We start from the raw sequence: 21,972 nt of genomic DNA on the forward strand, positions 1-21,972 counted from the left end.
CCTTGCGCTGCCGGGCACCGCTCCCCTCTGGGTCCAGGGCGTTCAGCGTCCTTCCTTCCGCCTGCCGCGCACGAGCCAGGTGGCTCCCCCGACGGCCAGGGCGACCGGCCATTCGAGGGCCCCCGCGACGGCGAGGGCTCCCAGGCCCCCGTAGAAGACCAGGTCCCGGGTGGGCACGTTCTCCAGACCGAGGTGCGGGATCGGAACCGGGGCGCGGAACACGCGACCGCCCAGGTGGAGTCCTCCGTCAGGATGCGCCTCCCCGGCCCCGTCCTGCTGGGCTTGCGTACGGCCGGTGAACACTCGCCTGCTCTGGGTCGGGTAATGCCCCTTCTGGGCCCGCACGCGTGCCGCGGGCTCGAGCGTGGTCAGTCCGGCCTCCGACATCTTCTTCTGGGCCCGGACACGCTCGATGGGCTCGAGCACGGTCTCAGCTGCCGTAACCATCCCCGCTCCTCCTCTCCTGTGAGCCGGTATGGATGGGTCTCTTCCTCCATCCTCCCTTCTATCCTCGCTCGCCGTCCGCCGTAGAGCCCCCTCGCGGTGAACCCGGACGGCTCGGCCGGGTCCGGAAGCGCTCGTGCGGGGGCTCCGGCCCGCCCTGCCGGGCCGGAGCCCCCGCATCCGCTCACTTCCCAGCCGCGGGGAGGGCCGTCACGGCGAGCAGTAGGCGAGGGGAGTGACGTCGTAGCTCTGGGTGGCGGAGGTGTTGTGGAAGTTCACGGTCCAGCTGTCGCCGGGGTTGGTGCTCGTGCTCTGGTAGCTGTTCACAGGGATGACCTCGTCGCCCCCGACCCAGCCCCCGCTGACCGCGGTCTGACCGGCCGGACACACGACGACCAGGGCCGTGCTCTGCCCCGGTGCCAGCGTCACGTCGCCTCCGACGACCTGAGTGACGTCCGTGCTGCCCGCCGCGCCCTGCGGGCCCGCGACGCCCTGCGGACCGGTGGCACCCGCAGTGCCCGTGTCGCCCTGCGGACCGGCAACACCCTGCGGGCCGGCGGCCCCCGTGTCGCCCTGCGGGCCGGTGGCACCCTGGGGGCCGGTGCCCCCGGTGTTGCCCTGCGGGCCGGTAGCGCCGGTGTTGCCCTGCGGACCGGTGGCACCCGTGGTGCCCGTGGCGCCCTGCGGACCGGTGGCACCGGTCTCACCCTGCGGACCTGTAGCACCCTGATCGCCAGTGGCACCGGTGTTGCCCTGCGGGCCGGTAGCGCCGGTGTTGCCCTGCGGACCGGTGGCACCCGTCGTGCCCGTGGCGCCCTGCGGACCGGTCGCACCGGTCTCACCCTGCGGACCCGTGGCACCCTGATCGCCAGTGGCACCGGTGTTGCCCTGCGGACCGGTCGCGCCCGTCACGCCCTGCGGACCAGCAGCACCCGTCACGCCCTGCGGCCCGTTGGCGCCCGTGTCACCCTGCGGGCCGGTCGCGCCCGTGTCACCCGTGGCTCCTTGGGGCCCTGCGGCACCGGTGTCGCCCTGCGGACCAGTTGCACCGGTGGTGCCCTGAGCGCCCGTGTCACCCTGCGGTCCCGTGGCCCCGGTGTCGCCCTGCGGACCAGACGCACCGATGGTGCCCTGAGGCCCCGCAGCCCCGGTGTCGCCCTGAGGACCACTGGCACCCGTCGTACCCTGCGGCCCGTTCGCACCGGTCAGTCCCTGAGGCCCCGCGGCCCCCGTGTCGCCCTGTGGGCCACTGGCACCCGTCGTGCCCTGAGGGCCCGTAGCGCCCGTGTCGCCCTGCGGACCCGCAGGACCACCGACACCCTGCGGCCCCATTGCCCCGGTGTCGCCCTGCGGTCCCGCGGCCCCCGTGTCGCCCTGAGGACCACTGACACCCGTCGTACCCTGCGGCCCGTTCGCACCGGTCAGTCCCTGAGGCCCCGCAGCGCCCGTGTCGCCCTGCGGGCCACTAGCGCCCGTCACGCCCTGCGGCCCGGTAGCACCCGTCACGCCCTGCGGCCCGTTGGCACCCGTGGAGCCCTGCGGACCGCCCGGCCCGGTCGCACCCGTCGAGCCCTGCGGACCGCCCGGCCCGGTCGCACCCGTCGAGCCCTGCGGACCGGTGGCACCCGTCGTACCCTGCGGACCGGCGGGCCCGGTCGCACCCGTCGCGCCCTGCGCGCCCTGCGGGCCCTGGGGGCCGGGCTCGCCGCACGACGGTACGGTGCCCGAGACGCTGACGTAGCGAGCGGCGACCCAGCCCGAGCGGTCGGCGAGCCGGTACCAGACCGGGTCGCCGTCGACGCTCTCGCCCAGCGCCTGACACCAGACGCTGATCCGCGCGCCGCTGGAATAGCTCCCCAACTGGGCGGAACCGGTGGTCGGTTGGGCGCGGATGCTCAGGCTCGTCCTCGAGGTCACCGTCCCGGGAATCGCCGCCGCGAACACGGTACGTTCCAACTGGGTGGCGGCGGCCCATGAGCGCATCGTGTCCGTCGGCCCCGGAGCGGCTGTCGCCACAGACCCTTGCAGCTCACATGCCAGGCCCAGGCTCACCGCTCCCAGGGCCAGCGACAGGTAGGCAAGCCTTCGCATCAAAACATCACGCCTTCCGCTCTTCGCCTGCAATGAAGGAGACGTGAAGAGAAAAGCGTATATTCATCTCACAACACCGCTATGACACGAACAAAATCCCAAATCCCATCAAACCGTGGCCTGTCAGATCGCCGGGCCCGCGATCCGGGTGTACGTGAGTCCGTTGCTCACACCGGCGAGCGTGGTCACCGTGACGGTGACCGCTCCGGCGGCGCCCGCGGGCGCGACGGCCGTGACGCTGGTCGGCGAGAGCACGGTGAACGCCGCGGGGCTGGCGTCGAAGTCCACGACCGTCGTGGTGGTGAGGTTGGCGCCGGTGAGCGTGACGACGGCGCCGTCGTACGTCGGTCCCTGATCGGGCGTCACGGAGATGAGAGTGGGCGCGTCGAGGTAGACGTAGCTCAGAGGGTTGCTGGTGCCGCCGGCGGTGGTGACCGTGACCGCCGCCGCACCGGCCGCGTGAGCAGGAGTCACCACCGTGATCCGCGTGGCGGAGACGACGGTGAACGACGCCGCCGTCGCGTCGAAGCGCACCGCCGTCGCGTTGAGGAGACCGCTGCCGGTCAGGGTCGCCGCGGTGCCGCCGGCCGAGGGCCCGGCGGGGGGCTCGACGCCGGTCAGGGACGGCACCGGGGTGTAGTAGAAGTACGCGGTGGGGTTGTCGGGGTTGCTGGTTCCGCCTGGGGTGGTCACCGTGACCGCCGCGGCGCCGGGCGCGTGGGCGGGGGTCACCGCGACGATCCTCGTGGGGGACAGAACGTTGAACGCGGTCGCCGCGATCCCGTCGAAGAGCACCGTCGTCGCCCCCGACAGGCCGGTGCCCGTCAGCGCCACCGAAGTGCCTCCGGACACCGGCCCCTGACCGGGCGACAGAGCCGAAACGGTGGGGGCGGCGACGTAGGTGTACGTGACGGTCTGCGTGCTGGTGCCCTGGCCGGTGGTGACGGTGACGTTGACCGCGCCCGTCCCGGATGGAGGGATCGCGGTGAGCTGTGTGCTGCTGAGGACGGTGAAGGAGGTGGCGGCCGCGCCGCCGAACTGTACGGCTGTCACGCCCGTGAAGCCGGTACCGGTCACGGTGACGACGGTCCCGCCGGAGGACGCCCCCTGAGTGGGACTGATCGAGGAGACGGTGGGGGCGGCCATGGCGGGACTCCTTCACGCGACACTGCGGCAGAACCTGCGCAGGACCGGTTCGTACGTCGGACCGGTTTCGGGCGACGAGGGCCCGGGGAGACACCCGCCCGAGCGGAGGAGGGGACCGCGCTCGGACGGGTGTCGTGTGCATCCCCGGAACGGGGTTGCTGGATCAGATGCCCGGACCGGCGACGTAGGTGAATCCGCCGACGGCGGTGGCGGTTCCGGCCGGGTTGGTGACCACGACGTCGACGGCGCCGGCCGTGCCGGGCGGGGTGACCGCCGACAGGGTGGTGGCGCTGATGACGGAGAACGGCGCCGCGGTTCCGCCGAAGGTGACCGACTCGGCGCTGTCGAGGTTGGTGCCAGTGATAGTCACCGCCGTTCCGCCGGAGGCCGGACCCGAGGACGGGTTGACGGTCACGATCGTGGGGTCGTCGATGTAGGTGTAGGAGAGGCCGTTGCTGCTGCCGCCCGCGGTCGTCACGGTCACCCCCACGGGTCCCGCCGCGGTGCCCGCGGGCACGACGACGCTGATGGAACTGTCGGAGTTCACGGTCGGGGTGGCGCTGTTGGCGCCGAAGGACACGCTGGTCGCGGTCGACAGGCCGGTGCCGTTGATGGCGACGGTGTTGCCGCCCGCCAGCGGCCCGGAGTTCGCGCCCAGGGAGGACTTGAACGGGGCGCCGACGTAGAAGAACGACAGCGGGTTGCTCGTCCCGCCCGGGGTCGTCAGGGTGACCCCGACCGCGCCCGCCCCCGACGGGGAGACGGCGGTGACCTGGGTCGGGGAGACGTTGGTGACGCTCGTCGCGGGCTTGGTGCCGAACATCACCGCGCTGGTGTTGGAGAGGTTGGTTCCGGTGATGGTCACCAGCGTGCCTCCGCCGGTGGAACCCTGATTCGGAGAGATGGGCATGGGGACACTCCTTCGTCTCTGCTGGGGACATGCGAGGAGCCGGCGGAACGGCCAGTCACCGTCCGAGCCGCCGCCGAGAAGCGGGACCGCCCCGGCGCACGAGCGCCGTCAGCCCTTTCGGGCTGCCTCAGCGTGGAAGGGCACGGCTCAGGAATGCTGCTGGACCCGGAGAGAACGAACGGACTGTCGCCCGGGCACACAGGGCCGGGCACACAGCATCCTGCGCGGTCTTCCTGGGCATGGAGAAAACCGGCAACAGCTGCCTGTCTCAACGTCCTTCTGGCACGGGGATGGGCAGCCCGCCGGTGTCGCACTCTCAGTGACCCACACCTCCGATCGGGTGACAAGAGGCCTTCATCACCATCACCCGTTTGGAGTAATCCGGTGCTCGTGCGGCGCCTGGCCGGCTTCGCGGTTCACACCTTGCCCGGCCTTCGGCGCCACCCCGACCGGGCGCTGCCGGCCGCCGCGCCGAGCGTCCGCGGCCAACTCCCTTGTCTCACAAGGCAAGACACCGTCAGGGCGCACGACCTGAGCAATCCCAGCAGGTGGTACGACGAGAGGGGAGCCAGATGATCGCGCTCCCCTGATGGAGTGACACGCCTGGAAACCCCTTGCCGGTCCGCTGACCCGAAGGCTTGGATGTGAATATCCAACCGGTGGGCTGCCCATCCTCTCCGGGGGATGTGGCGGTCGGTCCGCGTGCGGTTTCTCTCCGGAGGACAGGCGCGGGTGCCGGCTTGCCACGATGGGCACCCCCGGCAGAGGGAATTGGATCGGATCGGCCGGTACCGTCCAGGTACCGGCCGACCCGGCGGTACAGGTGATCAGGGACTCTTGCAGGTGATGTTCCCCGGTGCGGGGGTGGAGTTGCCGGTGGCGGTGAAGCCGAAGGTGGCGGTGCCGTTGGCCGCGAGGGTGCCGTTGTACGAGCTGTTGCGCACCGTGACGGATCCGCTGGTCCCCGTGTTGACGCCGTCCCAGAGGCTGCTGATGGACTGGCCGGACGCCAGGTTCAGGCCGACGGTCCAGCCGCCCAGCGTGCTGGTTCCGTTGTTGCGGACCGTCACCTCGCCCTGGAAGCCGCCCGACCAGCTGTTGACGTTGCGGTAGGCGGCCGTGCACGTGCCGTTCGTGCCACCGCCGCCCGGCTCACCGCCGGGGTCTCCACCCGTGCCGCCGCCCGGGTCGCCCCCGTTGCCCCCTCCGCCGTCGGTCAGGGTCGGCGTCTGCCAGTCACGCCACGAGGACAGGTTGCCGGACTTGCTGGGCGCGATCCTGAACACGCCCGAGCCGTTGCCCGTGCCGAGCAGGAACTTCTGGAGGTTCTGCTGCAACGGCGTCTTCCACTCGGACCTGACGGCGCAGTGGGTCCCGTCCTGGACGTCCGACCAGTAGGTGATGTTGCTGCCCGCGCCGAGCGCCTTGTAGATCTCCGCCCCGCCCAGCGCCGCCACGCTTCCCGACCTGGCGGCCAGCCAGTCGACGTACGGGTTCTCCATGACGAACAGCCCGCGCGGCGCGACCATGCCCAGGATCTCGTGGGTGTCCACCGGCAGCGAGTTCGGGTTGCCCGTGTAGGAGCTGAACGCGTCGCCGAGCCAGGGCTGTTCCGAGTAGGCGCTGCTCAACGGCTGAGCGCCGCTCTCCCCCGGGATACCGCGGAGGATGGGCACGCCGCCGCTTCCCGACTCGATCGGCATGGTCAGGGCGACACGCTGGTCGAACGCGCCGGCCACGATGGTGCCCTTGCCGAACCGCGAGCATCCCGTGACGCCGGTCGCGCTCGCCTTGAGGATGTTCCCTCCGGACTGCTCGATGACGTCGATGATGCGGCTCACGCCCCACGACCAGGCCATCAGCAGACCCGTACTGCTGGACGAGCCGTACACGCTGTAGAAGGCGCCCTGCTTGTTGTTCCGCGCGGTGCCCTCCTTGCCCACCGTGTAGGGGTCGAAGTTGATGACGGCGACACCGGAGGCCTTGATGGTGGCCGTGTCCGCCCCGAGCCCGCCGAGCACGATGACGGCCGGGAAGGGCCCCGAACCGCTGGGCAGGCTCACGCTCGCCGAGAAGCTCGCGCTCCTGCCCTGGTCCGTCACGTTCACGGTGATGCTGCTCGCCGACACCGTGCCCGTCACGCCGGCGGGTTTCGCGGGCTTCTGCCCGTAGACGGACCTCTGCGCCAGTTGGCTGATCTCCGCCCGCCGGCACCGCCAGTCGCCCTTGGCCGAGATACGCGTGCCGTTCAGCTTCTTGAAGGGGTCCGGCAGCATGGAACTCGCCGACGGAGAGCCCGGGTTGTGCACCGCGCAGTCCGCACCGTCGTCCTCGCCGCCGGCCAGCACCCGCACGGCGGTGACGGCCCCTTCGGCGGCGCCCGCCTGTGCGGTGAGCGAGGGGGTGATCAGGCTCGCGGTGGCGACCAGGACCGCGGCCGCCCACACTCTGGGCCGATATCGATTCCGATGCATGCGCATGGGGACCTCCGGAGGAAGATGCGCGATCGACTGTGAGGTTGTTCGGTTCGAAAGTTGCGTGGATCGTGGGGCGGCGCGTACAGGGTGTGGGAGCGCTCCCAAGCCTAGGAACAGGGTCGGAACATGACAACAGCGAGGACAGAGGTTTCCGGCCTCTCGTATGGCAGAGCGAAACTTTCGACGCCACACCGTGCACCGGCGGCGAACCGGGCACGACCCTTCACCGCACCGAACGGCGCAGCATCCCGGCGAAAAATGACAGAGTGTTACAACGGGTGCGTAAGGAAGGAACACGATGAAGCGGAAGCCTTCACAGTCGACGGAGCCGAGGGCGGGATCCACGCCGGAGGTCGCCGCGGCCCGGCTGCGGCTGCTGGCCGAGGCGAGCCGCGCGCTGGCCTCGGGCCTCGACGCGGAGGAGGCGCTGCGCCGTGTGGCCCGGGTGGTGGTTCCGCATCTGGCCGACGCCTGTGTCGTCGACCTGGTCGAGGGCAGCGGGCTGCGCCGTCTCACCGTCATGGACCGGGACGCCGAGCGGGTGCTGCGCGTGCTGCCCGGCGGGTTCCTGCCCGGGCCCGACGACTCGGCCGCCGCTCTGGCGAAGGTGCTGCGCGGCGCGGGTCCCACGGTGGTCACCGACTTCGCCATGCCCGATCCGGACGACTCCCTGCGATCCGCCCAGTGGGCCCTCTACCGCACGCTGGGCGCCGAGACCGCGTTGATCGTGCCCATGGGCGTACGCCGGGAGGCCCTCGGGGCGCTCACCTTCGTCCGCCGCGCCCCGGCCGTTCCCTTCGACGAGCAGGAGCAGGCGCTCGCCGCCGACCTGGGGCATCGCGCGGGCCTCGCCCTGGACAACGCGCGCCTGTACGCGCTGCAGCAGCACACCGCGGAGCAGCTCCAGCTCTCCCTCCTGCCCGATCTGTCCGGGCTCGGGCACCTCCAGCTCGCCACCCGCTACGTGGCCGCCCGCGAGCGGGCCGAGGTCGGCGGCGACTGGTACGACGCCTTCCCGCTTCCCGACGGTTCGGTGATCCTCGCGATCGGGGACGTGGTCGGCCACGACCTGGCGGCGGCGGTCCGCATGGGCCAGTTGCGCAACATGCTGCGCGCGCTCGCCTACGACAGCGGGGACGACCCGGCCGGGGTGATGAACCGCCTGGACCGGGTGATGCAGGGCCTGACCAGCATCGAACTCGTCACCGCCGTCATCGCCCGGATCGAGACGCCGCCCGCCGGACCGTGGCGGATGCTCATGACCAACGCCGGCCATCTTCCGCCGCTGCTCGCCCAGCCCGACGGCCGCACCCTCCTCCTTGAGGAGGGACACGCCCCCATCCTGGGAGTCGACCCCGCGCTCGAGCGCGAGACCGCGGCGGTCGCCCTGCCCTCCGGCTCCACTCTGCTCTTCTACACCGACGGCCTCATCGAACGCCCGGGCGAGGACATCGGCCGCGGACTCACCCGGCTGCGCCAGCACGCGGCCGCGCTGGCCCGTGAACCGCTTGCGGTCTTCCGCGACGAACTGCTCACCCGGTTGAGCGACGACCAGCACGACGACATCGCCATCCTGGCCCTCCGTGTCCCCTGATTCTTCGAAAGGCGTGGGTACAGAGAAGCGAAGAGTCAGTTGCGGTCGTCGAAGTGTTCGCATTCGGCACTCCCCGATCAATGGACGTCAGTGTTGAAGACCTCCCCTCGAACGCTCCGGACGCGCGTCTACGGTGCGATCACCGGACGGCCGGCGCCGTCCAGGACTCAGCCGACGATCAAGGGGAGACACCGTGGCGAGTGTGGAAGTGTCGCTGAAGGAAATGATGACCGCGGTCGAGGGGGCGCTGGGCGCGGCGGTCGTCGACTACACCAGCGGAATGGCCCTGGGAACCCTGGGCGGGGGCAAGGACCTGGATCTCACCATCGCCGCGGCGGGGAACACGGATGTGATCCGCGCCAAGGTGCGCACCATGGAGCAGTTGGGCCTGAACAGCCAGATCCAGGACGTGCTGATCACGCTCGGCGACCAGTACCACCTGATCCGCCTGGTCACCGGACGCAACGGCAACGGACTGTTCCTCTACCTGGTGCTGGACAAGGCCCGTTCGAATCTGGCGATGGCCCGCCACCAGCTCAAGCGCGTCGAGGAACAGCTCGAGGTCTAGCTCTTCGCGTGCCCCGGGCCGACGTGCGCCCATGATGTGAAAACTTCTTCAAGTCACCACATCAGCATGATTCCAATTCGTGGTTGCACGCGGTCCGGGGCGAGAAGGATCTGCTCTGCACAGCACATTCCGCGGGGCGTCCTCCGGGGCGCCACCGCGTCCCGGAACATCCCCGATGCGGCAGGGAGCACGCACTCATGCAAGTCCCCCTCTACCAGGCCAAGGCGGAGTTCTTCCGCATGCTCGGGCACCCCGTGCGCATCCGGGTCCTGGAGCTGCTGCAGCACGGTCCCGTGCCCGTGCGCGATCTGCTCGCCGACATCGAGATCGAGCCGTCCAGCCTCTCTCAGCAACTGGCCGTGCTGCGGCGCTCCGGCATCGTCGTGTCCATCCGTGAGGGGTCCACGGTCCGCTACGCCCTCGCCGGCGGCGATGTCGCCGAACTGCTGCGCGCGGCCCGCCGTATCCTCACCGAACTCCTGGCCGGCCAGAACGAACTGCTCGCCGAACTCCGGCAGACCGACGGTGCCGCTCCCGCCGCCACCGCCGTGTCCGCCATGCCCGCCGGGTCCGCCGGATCCGGACGTATGCCCGTGGGGTCCCAACTCGCGCACACCGTCCCGCCGTCGGAGGTCCGGGGCCGCGGCAGGAAGTGAGCGGGGCTCAACGGCGCCGTGCCGGCGGCTGCGGACCGAACGCGGCGCTCTTCAGCGAACGCCGCATGGTCCGCACCATCGGGCGCTCCACGAACCGGTGCACGAGATAGGACAGCACGACCAGGGCGGCGACCGTGACCCCGACCAGGAGCAGCGGATCGAACCGGCCGCCGAAGTGGTGGGCGACGGTCATGCCGAGCGTGTCGTGCAGCAGGTAGAGCGGGAAGGTCATCGTGCCCATGACGGTCAGCCCCCGCCAGCGGAGCCGGCGGGTCCAGCCGAGCGCGATCGCGCAGACGGCCAGAAAGAAGACCGTGACCGCCAGGACCAGCCAGCCGCGCCAGGGCGACCAGGTCTCCCAGTTGTTGCGGCCACCGGTGGGTGCCAGCAGGAAGTGCAGCGCCAGCAGCCAGGACATGGCGACGATGCCCCACAGCAGAGGTGTGGGCCGGTAGCGGTACATGAGGTAGAAGGCCATGCCCGCGATGAAGTACGGGGCCGAGACCGGGTTCACCACGAGCGTGAGCAGCGGGATGTGGGCGGCGGGCGCGAGTACGGCGGCGACCGTCCACAATCCGCAGAAGATCACGACGCGCTGGTAGCTGAGGCCCTTCCAGACCACGACGGCGAACGTGAGGTAGAAGCAGAGCTCCGGCCAGAGCGTCCAGTAGACCGGGTCCAGGTTGGACACACCGAGCGGGGTCTGGAGCATGGTGAAGTTGGCGAGCAGGACGCGCGGGTGGGGGTGCCCGAAGGGTGTGTCGGCGAAGTAGATGACGCACGCCGACACCGCGATGGCGATCCAGTACATCGGGTACAGGCGGGTGACGCGGGAGATGAAGAAGTCACGCGGTGTGCGCCCCCACGCGCTCATACAGATGACGAAGCCGCTGATCAGGAAGAACAGGTCGACGCCGAGCCGTCCGAAGGCGAAGTAGCCGTGCAGTCCGGGGAAGACGCTCTGGTACGGGCGCCCCCAGATGACCTGCATCGCCCCCGGCGTCTGGCCGACGAAGTGGAACAGCACCACCGCCAGCGCCGCCAGGAACCGCAGCCCGTCGAGCGCGGCGAGCCGGTCTCTGCCGGTGCCCCGCCCGGCGACGATCACCGGTGCCGCAGGGGGCGCCTGCGGCAGCAGCACTTCCTCTCTGACCGCCCCCTCGTTCCGCGGTCGCGTGGCTGTACCGGCCGATGCCCTGCGATCCGTCTGGGTCATATCTCCCGTTCCAGAGTTGTCCTTTTCCGAAAAGGGCCTGGAATCCGGATCGATGCCCGACGGGCGGATGACGATTTCGCCGAGTTTGTACTCATTCCGCTGCGGGGGCGAGTGCCGGCACCGCCCTGGCCCACAAAGGGGGCCTACCCGAAGTCCTCGGTGAGATACGGGGCCGCCGGGGTGACACGGACCGCACACAGAAGCGACGCGTCCCCCGGCCTCCGTCACCGGGGGCTCAGCGCTCGAGGAACGCCTCCACCTCGTCGCGGTGGGGCAGCGACGGCTGGGCGCCGGGGCGGGTGGTGCTGAGTGCCGCCGCCGCGCAGGCCCAGCGTGCGGCCTGTTCCAGGGTGCGGCCCTCGGCGAGGGCGACGGCGAGGGCGCCGCAGAAGCAGTCGCCGGCCGCCGTGGTGTCGACCGGCCGGACCGTGAAGGCCGGGATGTGCAGCCGCGCGGTGCCCTCAAGGAGGAGCACGCCGTCGCCGCCGAGGGTGACGATGACCGCGCCCGCTCCGCGCAGTTTGCCCGCGGCGGCGGCGACCTCGTCGATCGTGTCCGGTACGGGGGTGCCGGTGAGGGCGGCCAGTTCGGTGCGGTTGGGGACCAGCACGTCGACATGGCGGGGCGGGACGGCGCCTTCGACGGCGGGGGCAGGGTTGTGCACCACGATGCCTCCGGCCAGCCCGGCGGCCGCGTGGTTGGCCTCGTCGGGGACCTCCTGCTGGAGGACCGTGACGGCGGCACGGTGCAGCACGTCGGCGGCGGCCCGGCAATCGGCCACCGTCAGCCGGGAGTTGGCGCCGGGGCTGACGATGATGGAGTTCTCGCCCGACGGGTTGACGGCGATCAGCGCGCGCCCGGTGGGGACCCCCGGGGTGCGGACCAGGTGCGCGGTGTCCACGCCCTCGGCGCGCGCCGCGGCGGCCATCACGTCGGCGGCGTCGTCCTCGCCGACCCGGCCGATCAGGGCGACCTGTCCGCCGAGCCGGGCCGCGGCGACCGCCTGGTTGGCTCCCTTGCCGCCGGGGTGCTCGACGATGTCCCCGCCGAGCACGGTCTCCCCCGGCACGGGATGCCGGGGAACGGGTGCGACGAGATCGAGGTTGAGGCTTCCGACGACTGCGATCACTGGTCTTCCTCCGAGGTTCTGCTGCCGGGGACGGTCGCGGCGGGCGCGGCGGCGCGGAGAGCGCTGGAGGCGCGGACGACGAGTTCGGGTGAGAGGCGGACGGCCCGGTACGCCTCGGCTCCCCCGCCGCCGAGCCGCCGGCCGAGGAGTCGGAGCGCCTCGGCCGCCACCTGGGCGGCCGGCTGGCGGACGGTGGTCAGGTTGGGTTCGGCGAGGCTCGCCATGGGGATGTCGTCGAAGCCGGTGACGGCGACCTCGCCCGGCACGTCGACGCCGAGTTGTCCGAGGCGTTGCAGCGCTCCGACCGCGATGAGGTCGTTGGCGCAGATGACGGCGTCCGGGCGGGCGGGCCAGATCCGGTCGACCGCGGCCCTCCCCCACTCCACGGAGAAGTCGCCGAGTTCGGTGCGTTCGGCTGCCCGCGGGTCGAGGGCGGCGACGCCGGCCTCGTAGGCCATGCGCCGCTCGACGGCCGTGGAGGCGGTCCCGGCGGCGCCGAGGAAGCAGAAGCGGCGGCGCCCGGTGCGGGCCAGGTGCTCCAGGACGAGGGACATGCCGGCGGCGTTGTCGACAGCCACCGAGTCGGCGACTCCGGGACCGCAGGAGCGGTCGAGGAGGACCAACGGGACGCGGGCCGCGGCGAGTTCGACGGCCTCGCGGCTGTGTGTCTCGTCGACGGGGATGACCAGCAGCGCGTCCACCTGCCGGTCCAGCAGGGCGGTGATCCGGGCCGCCTCGGTGCGCGGGTCGTCGTCGCAGTCGGCGAGCAGCAGGGCGCGGCCCCCGGCGTGCAGGGCGTGCTCGACCTCACGGACGAGGGAGGGGAAGAAGGGGTTGGTGATCTGCGGCAGTACCAGGCCGATGGTCCCGGTGGAGCGGCTGCGCAGGGCGCGGGCGACCTGGTTGGGGCGGTAGCCGAGGGTTTCGGCCGCGGCCCGCACCCGGCGTGCCGTCTCGGCTCCCACCGGTCGGGTGCCGGCGAGCACGCGGGACACCGTGGCGACGGAGCAGCCCGACGCTCGAGCCACGTCACGCAATGTCACCTCGGTCACCGCACTCCGCCCCCCTTCTTTCGGGTCGGCTTCCTGGTCGGCGCACGGGCCTCCGGCACCGACCAGCACCGATGCCGGAGAACGTTATCACCCGCCCTTCCGCCCCGAGCCGCCCTGGAACAGGCCGAGGCGAGAGAAAGATGTAACGACCATTGACATATTGAGGAGGAATGGGCGAATGTTCGGGAGAACGTTTTCCCTAACGTCTCCCCAGGCGCCGGACCACTCGGCGCCCTCCGGACGCGTCCGCCCCTGGGCGTCCCCCGGAGATCGGTTTCACCCTAGGTAAGCGAGCAAAGGGGCTCTCCGTTGGCCAGAAAGATCATCCTCGACTGCGACCCGGGGCACGACGACGCCATCGCCATGCTTCTGGCGCACGGCAATCCCGAGATCGAGCTCGTCGCCGTCACGACCGTGGTCGGGAACCAGACGCTGGAGAAGGTGACCCGCAACGCGCTGTCCGTGGCCCGTATCGCCGGGATCACCGGAGTGCCCTTCGCCGCGGGCTGCCCCAGGCCTCTGGTGCGCGCCATCGAGACGGCGCCGGACATCCACGGCGAGTCCGGGCTCGACGGACCCGTGCTGCCGGAGCCGACCCTGGAGCTGGACCGCCGCCACGCCGTCGACCTGATCATCGACACGGTCATGTCGCACGAGCCGGGCGAGATCACCATCGTGCCGACCGCCGGTCTGACCAACATCGCGATGGCGGTCCGCAAGGAGCCGCGCATCGCCTCCCGCGTCCGCGAGGTCGTCCTGATGGGCGGCGGCTACCACGAGGGCAACTGGAGCGCGGTCGCCGAGTTCAACATCAAGATCGACCCCGAGGCCGCGCACATCGTCTTCAACGAGAGCTGGCCGGTCACCATGGTCGGTCTCGACCTCACGCACCAGGCGCTCGCGACGCCCGCCGTCACCGAGAAGATCGCCGCGGTCGGCACCGCCCCCGCCAAGTTCGTCCTGGAACTGCTTGACTTCTTCGGCGCGATGTACGAGCAGGCCCAGGGCTTCGAGTTCCCGCCCGTGCACGACCCCTGCGCGGTCGCGTACGTCATCGACCCCGGCGTCATGACGGTGCGCAAGGCCCCCGTGGACATCGAGCTGACCGGCACCCTGACTCTCGGCATGACCGTGGCCGACTTCCGGGCGCCCGCCCCGGACGACTGCCACACCCAGGTCGCGGTGAAGCTCGACCACGAGCGGTTCTGGAACCTCGTGGTGGACGCACTCGAACGGATCGGCGACGTCCAGGCATGACCGTTCCCAGCGTCTCCACCACCGACCGGCCGCCCGGCTCGGTGCAGGGCTCCCCCGTCCGGGTCGGTGTGCTGCTGACCGCGCTGCTCGCCGCGTGCGTGGCCTTCCAGCTCAACGCCAGCATGATCAGCCCGGCGCTGAAGAGCATGGAGGGCGGCCTCCACGCCACCTCTGCCGAGATCGGGCTCACGCAGACGGCGTTCTTCACCTCCGCCGCCCTGTTCTCGTTGTTCCTGCCGCGGCTGGGCGATGTCGTCGGCCGCCGCAAGGTCCTCACCGGCATGCTGGCCCTCATGGCGGTCGGCTGTGTGGTCGCCGCGTTCGCGCACAACGTGCCGGTCCTGTTCGCCGGGCGTGTCATCCAGGGCGTGTGCGGCCCGGTCGTCCCGCTGTGCCTGATCATGCTGCGGATGGAGGTGCCCGAGCCCAAGCGCTACGGCACCCTGCTCGGCGTGATCACCGCCTTCAACGGCGGAGTCGCGGGTGTCGACTCCCTCGCGGGCGGCTACCTCGCCGACCACCACGGGTTCCAGTCGGTCTTCTGGGCGATGGCCGTCGTCGCGGCGGTCGCCACGGGCATGGTCGCGCTGATGAGCCGCGAGTCCAGGGCGCCGGTCGCCGCGCGCATGGACTGGCCCGGCGTCGTGCTGCTCGTGGTCTCGGTCGGCTCGCTCCTCATCGCGCTGAACGAGGCCGGCAAGCTCGCCGCAGCCAACTGGCCCCTGATCGCCCCGCTCGTCGTCGTCGCCGCGGTGGCCTTCGCGCTGTTCTGGCGCACGGAGGACCTCAGCGGGCATCCGCTGGTCGCCACGCGCCATCTGCGGCAGCGCTCCACGTGGGCGCTGCTGCTGACGACGGTGCTCACCATGACAGGTGTGTTCGCCGTCATGAACGGGCTGATCCCGGCGTTCGCCGAGGACGCGCAGGCCGGACTGGGCATGTCGGCGCAGCAGTCCGCGTGGTGGACCCTCACGCCGTACGCGCTGGCCGGGCTGGCCATGGGCCCGATCGCGGGCCGGCTGGCCGCCACATTCGGGTACGGCCGGATCCTGCGCATCGGTCTCGTCGGGGCCGCGGCGACCGTCGTCCTGATGATCCTCACGCTGCACGGGCATTCGCGCGCGCTGCTGCTGACGGCGTCCATCCTGGTGGGGATCACCTACGCCGGCATCGGGAACATCGTGCTCAACGGGCTCGGCATCGTGCTGTCCCCGCGCGAGAACCCCGGGTTCCTGCCGGGTCTGAACGCGGGCGCGTTCAACCTCGGCGCCGGTCTGAGCTTCGCGGTGCTGTACGCGGTGAAGACCGCGGCGGCCCCCGCCGATCCGGCGTCGACCGGCGACTACACCACTGCCATGATCACGGGTGCGGTCATCATGGCCGTCGCCGTCGCAACGTCGTTCCTCATCCCCAAACCGGTGTCCGCGGAAGCGCGTTGAGCAAGCAGGCCCCGCCGGGAGTTCGCTCCGGCGGGGCCTGCGCATAGGCTTCCCGCATGACGAGTGACGAGCGGGAGCAGGCCGTGCGGGCGGCCATCGACGGAGAGCTGCGGCTTCTCGATCCCGAGGTACGTGCCTGCCCGGACCGTGTCCTGGAGCTGCTCGACCCGGAGTTCACCGAGATCGGGGCCTCCGGACGCCGCTGGGACGTGGAGTCGATCCTCGAGGTGACGAGCGGCGGCTCCGTCTCCCCCGAGTCTCCGGTCGAGGTCAGCAAGATGTCCGGAACCGTCCTCGCCCCGGGACTCGTCCACCTCACGTACTTCGCCGACAACCAGGGCCGCCGCGTATGGCGGAGCTCCCTGTGGCGGCTGTCGGACACGGGCTGGCGCATGTACTTCCACCAGGGCACACTGGCCGGCTGAGTTCCCTCACCCCCGCGCGCGGCGCGGAGGTGAAGGCGGGTGCAGCGGTCAGCAGTTCCGCCACAGGCGGGTCATCACCCGGACGCCGAAGCGCAGTCCTTCCAGGGGGACTCGCTCGTCGACGCCGTGGAAGAGGCGGCCGTAGTCGAGGTCGTGGGGGAGTTTCAGGCCCTTGAAGCCGAAGCAGCGGATGCCGAGCTTCGTGAAGGCCTTCGCGTCGGTGCCGCCCGGGTTGCAGTACGGCACCGGATGGCCGTCGGGGTCCTCGGCGCGTACGGCCGCGCACATCGCGTCGACGAGGGGACCGTCGAAGGAGGTCTCCATGGCGATGTCGTGGTTGACCCACTGCCGGCTGACCGACGGCAGGAGCAACGCGTCGATGGTGTCGACGAGTTCCTGCTCGTGTCCGGGCAGGAAGCGGCCGTCGACGCGGGCGGTGGCGCGGCCCGGAATCACGTTCGTCTGGTAACCGGCTGAGAACGTGGTGGGGTTGGCGGAGTTGCGCAGCACCACCTGCATGAAGTCGGCGACCGGCCCGAGCTTGGCGAGTTCCGTGTCGAGGTCCTCGGCGTCGAGGTCGACGTCGACGCCCTTGAGCCGCGCGGCCTCCGCGAGCAGTGCGCGCACCGGTTCGATCAGGCGGATCGGGAAGGTATGGCGGCCGATCCGGGTGAGCGACTCGGCGAGGTCGGTGACCGCGTTCTCGTCGTTGGGCGAGGAGCCGTGGCCCGCGCGGCCGGTGGCCGTCAGTTCCATCCAGGCCATGCCGCGCTGGGCGTTCTCGATCGGGTACAGCCGCCGGGTGTCGTCGAGCGCGTAGCTGAACCCGCCGCCCTCGCCGATCGCCTCGGTGACGCCGGCGAACAGCTCGGGCCGGTGCTCGACCAGCCAGTGCGCGCCGTATCGGCCGCCCGCCTCCTCGTCGGCGAGGAAGGCCAGGACGATGTCGCGGGTCGGCCGCGTGCCGGTGCGGGCGAAGTGCCGGGCGGTGGCCAGCATGACCGCCACCGTGTCCTTCATGTCGATGGCGCCCCGGCCCCACAGGTAGCCGTCGCGGATCTCGCCGGAGAACGGCGGGACCTGCCACTCGTCCGGGTCGGCCGGTACGACGTCCAGATGGCCGTGGACGAGCAGCGCCCCGCGGTCCGGGTCGCCACCCGGGATGCGGGCGACGACGTTGGCGCGGCCCGGCGCGCTCTCCACCAGCTCCGAGGTGATGCCGGCCTCGGCCAGGAGCTCGACGACGCGGTCGGCGCAGGCCCGCTCGTCGCTGGTGGGGTTGGAGGTGTCGAAGCGGATCAGCTCCGCGCACAGGTCGATGGCCTCGCGCTGTGCCTCCTCGGAGGCGGCGGCGAGTGAGGGGGTGGTGCTCATGACGCTCCTACGGGGGCCGTGCCGGTGGCGGCCGGGGACTGTCCGGTGCCGTCGGCGGGCTCGTCGTCGAGGGTGGTGGTGCCGTAGGTCCTGATCCAGCCGGCGCGGCCGAGGACGCTGTACAGGACGAAGGCGGTCAGCAGGGAGTTGAGGGCGGGGATCCCGCCGTCGTAGAACTTGCCGACGCAGAACGCCGCGGCCCAGATGACCAGGGACATCGGGACCCAGACCGGTGAGGTGGCGGGCAGGGTCTGCGTCTCGCGGGTGGCGTCGAGCGGTCCGCGCATGCGGCGCACCACCCAGTACTCGGCGACGATGATGCCGCCGACCGGCGGGATGGCCACGCCGAGGACCGACAGGAAGTCGGTGAAGTGGGTCATGATGCCGACCGCGGACAGCAGGGTGCCGGCGAGGCCGAGGACGACGGTGACCGCGCCGCGGCTCAGGCGCTTGCGGAAGACGACCTGGAAGAAGTTCACGACGCCGAGGGAGGAGCCGTACAGGTTCCAGTCGTTGATCTTCGCCGTGGACATCAGGACGACCAGCACCCCGAAGACGCCGGAGGTGGAGAGCACGATCTGGGAGACCTGGTTGCTGCCCACCAGGTGGCCGAGGAGGACGCCGGTCATGCCGACGATGTACTCGGACAGGATCATGGAGGAGGCGCTCTGCACGAAGACGTGCGCGCCCTTCCTGTTGTAGCGGGTCATCTCGGGCGCGACGATCGCGCCGGTCATGAAGCCGCCCGCGATGGCGGTCGCGGCGACCGACAGCGGGACCGCCGGGCCGGGGGCCGGCGAGTGGACGAGGTCCGAGATGGAGTGCTCGGTCAGGGCGTCGGTGACGGACCAGGCGACCATCGCGAAGAACAGCGGGGTGACGATCTTCGCGAAGACCGCCATGTACCGGAAGCCGAAGACGACCAGGACCGTGATGGCCAGGCCCGCGACGACGCACCACAGCCACGAGGGGCCGCCGATCAGCGCGGAGACGCTGTTGCCGAAGATCGTGTTCTGCACTCCGAACCAGCCGACGAGGCTGATGGCGATGACGAGGCTGACCAGCGCGGAGCCGTTGCGGCCGAAGCCGACCCAGCGGGTCAGCAGGGGGGTCGCGAGGCCCTCGCGCATTCCGGCCAGGCCGATCGCGAAGATCACGACTTCCAGGATCACGGCGCCGAGGGTGAAGGCGAGGAGCGCGTTGCCGAAGGACATGCCGACGCCGATCGTGGCGCCGAGGGTGAACTGCGAGATCGATCCGGACTGGGCGAGCCACTGGAGCAGCATCGTCCAGAAGCCGAGCCGTTCGCTGCGTGGGACACGGGCGAGCGCGTAGTCGTCGCTGCCCAGGGTTCTGTGGCCGGCGGTGTCCGGTGCGGCGGCGGTGTTCTGGTGTGCGGCCATGATCACGACTCCCTGGGGGCGCGGCCGAGGGTCTGCAGGTGGGCCAGCGAGCCGTAACGGGACACGAGCTGGTCGAACTCCACGTCGTCGTGGAAGTCCAGGCGTCCGCCGCCGTAGGCCTTCGCGGTCTCGACGGCGAACCGGGCGGCGGCCGCGATGTCGGTCTCGTGGCTCGCGCCCGTCTGGCAGCCGGGCACCGCCGCGGCCGAGGTGACCGCGAGGCCGACGACCGGGGCGGCCGTCGCCGTGGCCGGCTGAAGGATCGAATTGATGTGGTGTACACCGTTACCGTACGGGGTGATGTCCTGCGTGGTCACCGGGTACGTGACCAACGGCTCACCGGTGACCACGGCCAGCAGCTCCCCCAGTTGCTCGCTGACCTTGAGCACCCAGCCCTCCTTGACGGTGGGCGACAGGGCCAGGCCCTTGTGGTTGATGATCCGGTTGCCCTTGGTGGTGTCGATGGAGAGCACCGCCTCCATCGCGTCCGTGACCTCGTGCCGGTTCATGGTGGCGATGTCGACCGGCGAGTCCATGAACGGCACCGGGTCGTGCGGTGCGGTCGGCGCGTTCGGGCAGATGTGGGTGGCCACGATCACGTCGCCGTCGAGGACGTCGCCGCGGCGGCGCATGTCCAGCAGCTTGGCCGCGGTGGCGATCGCGGCGATCGCGCCGTCCGCGTCGGAGACCAGGCCGGTGATCTCCGGACGGGCGCCCACACCGCCGAGCCGTCCGACCACGCCGAGGGTGCGCGAGGTGCCGCCGCGGCTGCGGCCGGTGCGGCCAGGCACGCGCACGAGGACGAAGTCGGTGGCGCCCCGCTTGCCGGTGACGGTGGTGACCTGGGTGCCGGAGCCGGCGGGGCCCGCCACGGAGTCGAGGTAGGCGGCGACTCGCTTGCCGTCGGCATCGGGATCGTCCAGCAGATCCACGATGTCCAGGACGTACTTCAACATGGGCAGCTTCTCCTGATCCGCACCTGGGGCGGTGCTGACAGAAGATTCGGGATCCGTTAACCTTCTTCGCAACTGTTTCCCGTTATCTGCAATTCAGGTCTGAATGGCGAGATGGGTGGAGGCGGTCGTCATTCGGAGAGGAGTTGCCGTGCCTGACATCCCCGTCGACCGGAAGACCCCGGCCGGGGCACTGCAGACCGTCGACCGCGCCCTGCTGGTGCTGCTGGCGTTCGAACGCACGCGACCCGACTGGGGTGTGACGGAGGTGGCCACCGAGTTCGGCTGGGACACCTCGGTCGCGCAGCGGCTGCTGTCCACGCTGGCCGGGCGCGGCTTCCTGGTGTCGGATCCGACGACCCGCCGCTACCGGATCGGTCCCGCCGCGCTGCGGCTCGGCCGCCTCTGGGAGCGCTCCGGCTCGCTGGAACTGCTCGCGGAGCCGGTCCTCCAGGAGCTGCGCGCGGCGACCGGGGACACGGTCCTGTTCTGTCTGCCCGACAGCTTCCACATGCGGTGCGTGGCGGCGGTCGAGGGCGAGGAGGGGCCGCTGCGGTACTACCCTCTGGTCGGCGAGCTGTACCCGGCGCACGCGGGGGCGACCAGCAAGTCGTACTACGCGTTCCTGCCCGACGAGCAGCGCCACCGGCTGTTCCGCGGCCGGCCCATGGCCCGGTTCACCGAGCGCACGGTCACCGACCCCGACCAGCTGGAACGTGAGTTCCGTCAGGTGCGGGCGCGGGGGTACGCGTGGACGGTCGGCGAGTACGACGCGGGCATCGGCACCGTCGCCGTGCCGGTCTTCCTCGGCTCCGAGCCCTACGGCAGCCTCAGCCTGGGGGCCGCGAGCGAGCGCTTCCCGGACGGTCCCGAGGACCGGCTCGAGGCGCTGCGCAAGGCGGCCCGCCTGCTGGAACAGCGGCTGACGCACCCGCCCCAGCACCACCGCCGCCCGCGCAGCCGTACGTCCTGAAGCATCGAACCCTGGTGAGGAACACCCCTTGAACCTGCTGCTCCTGTCCAACTCCACCCAGTACGGCCGCGGTTACCTGGAACACGCCCTCGACACCGTGACCGCGTTCCTGCCGGACCGGGCACGGCTCGCGTTCGTGCCGTACGCGCTCGCCGACCACGACGCCTACACGGCCAAGGTGCGCGACGCGCTCGCCGGGGCCGGCATCGACGTGCACGGGGTGCACGAGGGCGGTGACCCGGTCGGCCGGATCGCCGAGGCGGACGCCGTGTTCGTCGGCGGCGGCAACTCCTTCCGGCTGCTGGCCGCCCTGTACCGGACGGGCCTGCGGGACGCGCTGATCAAGGCGGCCGGGAACGGGCTGCCGTACATGGGCGCCAGCGCGGGCACCAACATGGCCGCGCCCACCCTGCGCACCACCAACGACATGCCGATCGTCCAGCCCCCGTCCTTCGAGGCGCTGGGTCTTGTCCCGTTCCAGATCAACCCGCACTACCTGGACCCCGACCCGGGCTCCACGCACAAGGGCGAGACCCGCGAGGAGCGCCTGACGGAATTCCTCGAGGAGAACGACGTCCCGGTCCTCGGCCTGCGCGAGGGCTCCTGGCTGCGCGTGACCGGAACCCGTGCCACGCTCGGCGGCGAGAACGCCGCCCGCCTCTTCTCCCGCGGCACGGCGCCGCGCGAGCTGCCGATCGGCACGGACGTGTCCGAACTGCTCGCCCTCACACCGGAGTACGACACACCGGCACGGTAAGCCGGGGAGCAGGCCCCGGGAGGACCGGGGAGGCCAGGACGGCGGGCGCCCCGGGGCGACCGCGGGCCCGGGGCGACCGCGCGCGACCGGCAGCGCCAGCGGCCCGCG

At 71.2% G+C, this 21,972-nt stretch carries 19 protein-coding genes and 1 pseudogene; 8 read left to right on the top strand and 12 right to left on the bottom strand.

The annotated features are described in order from the left end of the window. Positions 1 to 42: 42 nt before the first annotated feature. The 6 genes and pseudogenes from ACF09J_RS26285 to ACF09J_RS26310 all read right to left on the bottom strand — a co-directional run bounded on the left by ACF09J_RS26285 (position 43) and on the right by ACF09J_RS26310 (position 7,071). Positions 43 to 447: a hypothetical protein gene (locus tag ACF09J_RS26285; protein WP_392307892.1), complete on the bottom strand. Its 405-nt coding sequence runs from the start codon at positions 445 to 447 to the stop codon at positions 43 to 45. Positions 448 to 654: 207 nt separating this feature from the next. Beyond that, complete coding sequence (locus tag ACF09J_RS26290; RefSeq protein ID WP_392307936.1) at positions 655 to 1,356, bottom strand: hypothetical protein; 702 nt, start codon at positions 1,354 to 1,356, stop codon at positions 655 to 657. An 831-nt stretch (positions 1,357 to 2,187) separates the two neighbouring features. Next, positions 2,188 to 2,535 (bottom strand): annotated as a pseudogene (locus ACF09J_RS26295) (hypothetical protein); the annotation flags it as partial. Between the two features lie 123 nt (positions 2,536 to 2,658). Continuing rightward, positions 2,659 to 3,681, bottom strand: a complete 1,023-nt coding sequence (locus tag ACF09J_RS26300; RefSeq protein ID WP_392307893.1) for an IPT/TIG domain-containing protein — start codon at positions 3,679 to 3,681, stop codon at positions 2,659 to 2,661. Positions 3,682 to 3,844: 163 nt separating this feature from the next. Further along, positions 3,845 to 4,591: an IPT/TIG domain-containing protein gene (locus tag ACF09J_RS26305; RefSeq protein WP_392307894.1), complete on the bottom strand. Its 747-nt coding sequence runs from the start codon at positions 4,589 to 4,591 to the stop codon at positions 3,845 to 3,847. A gap of 827 nt (positions 4,592 to 5,418) precedes the next feature. Continuing rightward, on the bottom strand, positions 5,419 to 7,071 hold the full coding sequence (locus tag ACF09J_RS26310) for a cellulose binding domain-containing protein (RefSeq protein WP_392307895.1): 1,653 nt from the start codon (positions 7,069 to 7,071) through the stop codon (positions 5,419 to 5,421). Positions 7,072 to 7,366: 295 nt separating this feature from the next. Between ACF09J_RS26310 and ACF09J_RS26315 the strand changes: the two genes are divergently transcribed. From ACF09J_RS26315 to ACF09J_RS26325, 3 genes are all read left to right on the top strand, one after another. Further along, entirely contained in the window at positions 7,367 to 8,662 is a 1,296-nt protein-coding gene (locus ACF09J_RS26315) for a PP2C family protein-serine/threonine phosphatase (RefSeq protein WP_392307896.1), read from the top strand. Positions 8,663 to 8,855: 193 nt separating this feature from the next. After that, positions 8,856 to 9,230: a hypothetical protein gene (locus ACF09J_RS26320; RefSeq protein ID WP_392307897.1), complete on the top strand. Its 375-nt coding sequence runs from the start codon at positions 8,856 to 8,858 to the stop codon at positions 9,228 to 9,230. A gap of 197 nt (positions 9,231 to 9,427) precedes the next feature. Continuing rightward, complete coding sequence (locus tag ACF09J_RS26325) at positions 9,428 to 9,886, top strand: ArsR/SmtB family transcription factor (protein WP_392307898.1); 459 nt, start codon at positions 9,428 to 9,430, stop codon at positions 9,884 to 9,886. Between the two features lie 7 nt (positions 9,887 to 9,893). On the opposite strand, the gene ACF09J_RS26330 is transcribed toward ACF09J_RS26325, so the two are convergent. The 3 genes from ACF09J_RS26330 to ACF09J_RS26340 form a co-directional block, all read right to left on the bottom strand. Then, positions 9,894 to 11,027, bottom strand: a complete 1,134-nt coding sequence (locus ACF09J_RS26330; RefSeq protein WP_392307899.1) for an acyltransferase family protein — start codon at positions 11,025 to 11,027, stop codon at positions 9,894 to 9,896. A gap of 310 nt (positions 11,028 to 11,337) precedes the next feature. Beyond that, entirely contained in the window at positions 11,338 to 12,231 is an 894-nt protein-coding gene (gene rbsK / locus ACF09J_RS26335; RefSeq protein WP_392307900.1) for a ribokinase, read from the bottom strand. After that, positions 12,228 to 13,259, bottom strand: a complete 1,032-nt coding sequence (locus ACF09J_RS26340; protein WP_392307901.1) for a LacI family DNA-binding transcriptional regulator — start codon at positions 13,257 to 13,259, stop codon at positions 12,228 to 12,230. The genes rbsK and ACF09J_RS26340 overlap by 4 nt, the downstream gene beginning before the upstream one ends. A gap of 333 nt (positions 13,260 to 13,592) precedes the next feature. Between ACF09J_RS26340 and ACF09J_RS26345 the strand changes: the two genes are divergently transcribed. From ACF09J_RS26345 to ACF09J_RS26355, 3 genes are read left to right on the top strand one after another with little or no spacing between them, the layout of a single operon-like run. After that, entirely contained in the window at positions 13,593 to 14,540 is a 948-nt protein-coding gene (locus ACF09J_RS26345) for a nucleoside hydrolase (RefSeq protein ID WP_392307902.1), read from the top strand. After that, the gene (locus ACF09J_RS26350) at positions 14,537 to 15,979 is read left to right on the top strand and encodes an MFS transporter (RefSeq protein ID WP_392307903.1); all 1,443 of its coding nucleotides are present in this window, start codon (positions 14,537 to 14,539) and stop codon (positions 15,977 to 15,979) included. The genes ACF09J_RS26345 and ACF09J_RS26350 overlap by 4 nt, the downstream gene beginning before the upstream one ends. Positions 15,980 to 16,035: 56 nt before the next feature. Continuing rightward, positions 16,036 to 16,404: a DUF4440 domain-containing protein gene (locus ACF09J_RS26355; RefSeq protein WP_392307904.1), complete on the top strand. Its 369-nt coding sequence runs from the start codon at positions 16,036 to 16,038 to the stop codon at positions 16,402 to 16,404. Positions 16,405 to 16,452: 48 nt separating this feature from the next. On the opposite strand, the gene ACF09J_RS26360 is transcribed toward ACF09J_RS26355, so the two are convergent. The 3 genes from ACF09J_RS26360 to ACF09J_RS26370 are packed head-to-tail and all read right to left on the bottom strand — an operon-like array spanning position 16,453 to position 20,137. After that, positions 16,453 to 17,778 carry a M20/M25/M40 family metallo-hydrolase gene (locus tag ACF09J_RS26360; protein ID WP_392307905.1) on the bottom strand — a complete coding sequence of 442 codons (1,326 nt, stop codon included), beginning with the start codon at positions 17,776 to 17,778 and terminating at the stop codon, positions 16,453 to 16,455. Next, on the bottom strand, positions 17,775 to 19,181 hold the full coding sequence (locus ACF09J_RS26365; protein WP_392307906.1) for a cytosine permease: 1,407 nt from the start codon (positions 19,179 to 19,181) through the stop codon (positions 17,775 to 17,777). Before ACF09J_RS26365 ends, ACF09J_RS26360 begins: the two co-directional genes overlap by 4 nt. A gap of 2 nt (positions 19,182 to 19,183) precedes the next feature. Next, positions 19,184 to 20,137, bottom strand: a complete 954-nt coding sequence (locus ACF09J_RS26370) for a DUF1177 domain-containing protein (RefSeq protein WP_392307907.1) — start codon at positions 20,135 to 20,137, stop codon at positions 19,184 to 19,186. Positions 20,138 to 20,285: 148 nt separating this feature from the next. Between ACF09J_RS26370 and ACF09J_RS26375 the strand changes: the two genes are divergently transcribed. Next, positions 20,286 to 21,107 (top strand): IclR family transcriptional regulator, encoded by an 822-nt coding sequence (locus ACF09J_RS26375; protein ID WP_392307908.1) that lies wholly within the window; start codon positions 20,286 to 20,288, stop codon positions 21,105 to 21,107. 28 nt (positions 21,108 to 21,135) lie between these two features. Further along, positions 21,136 to 21,864 (top strand): dipeptidase PepE, encoded by a 729-nt coding sequence (gene pepE, locus ACF09J_RS26380; protein ID WP_392307909.1) that lies wholly within the window; start codon positions 21,136 to 21,138, stop codon positions 21,862 to 21,864. The last annotated feature ends 108 nt before the right edge of the window (positions 21,865 to 21,972 follow it).

It is taken from the genome of Streptomyces sp. NPDC014889, from assembly GCF_043081205.1.
Classification (GTDB): domain Bacteria; phylum Actinomycetota; class Actinomycetes; order Streptomycetales; family Streptomycetaceae; genus Streptomyces.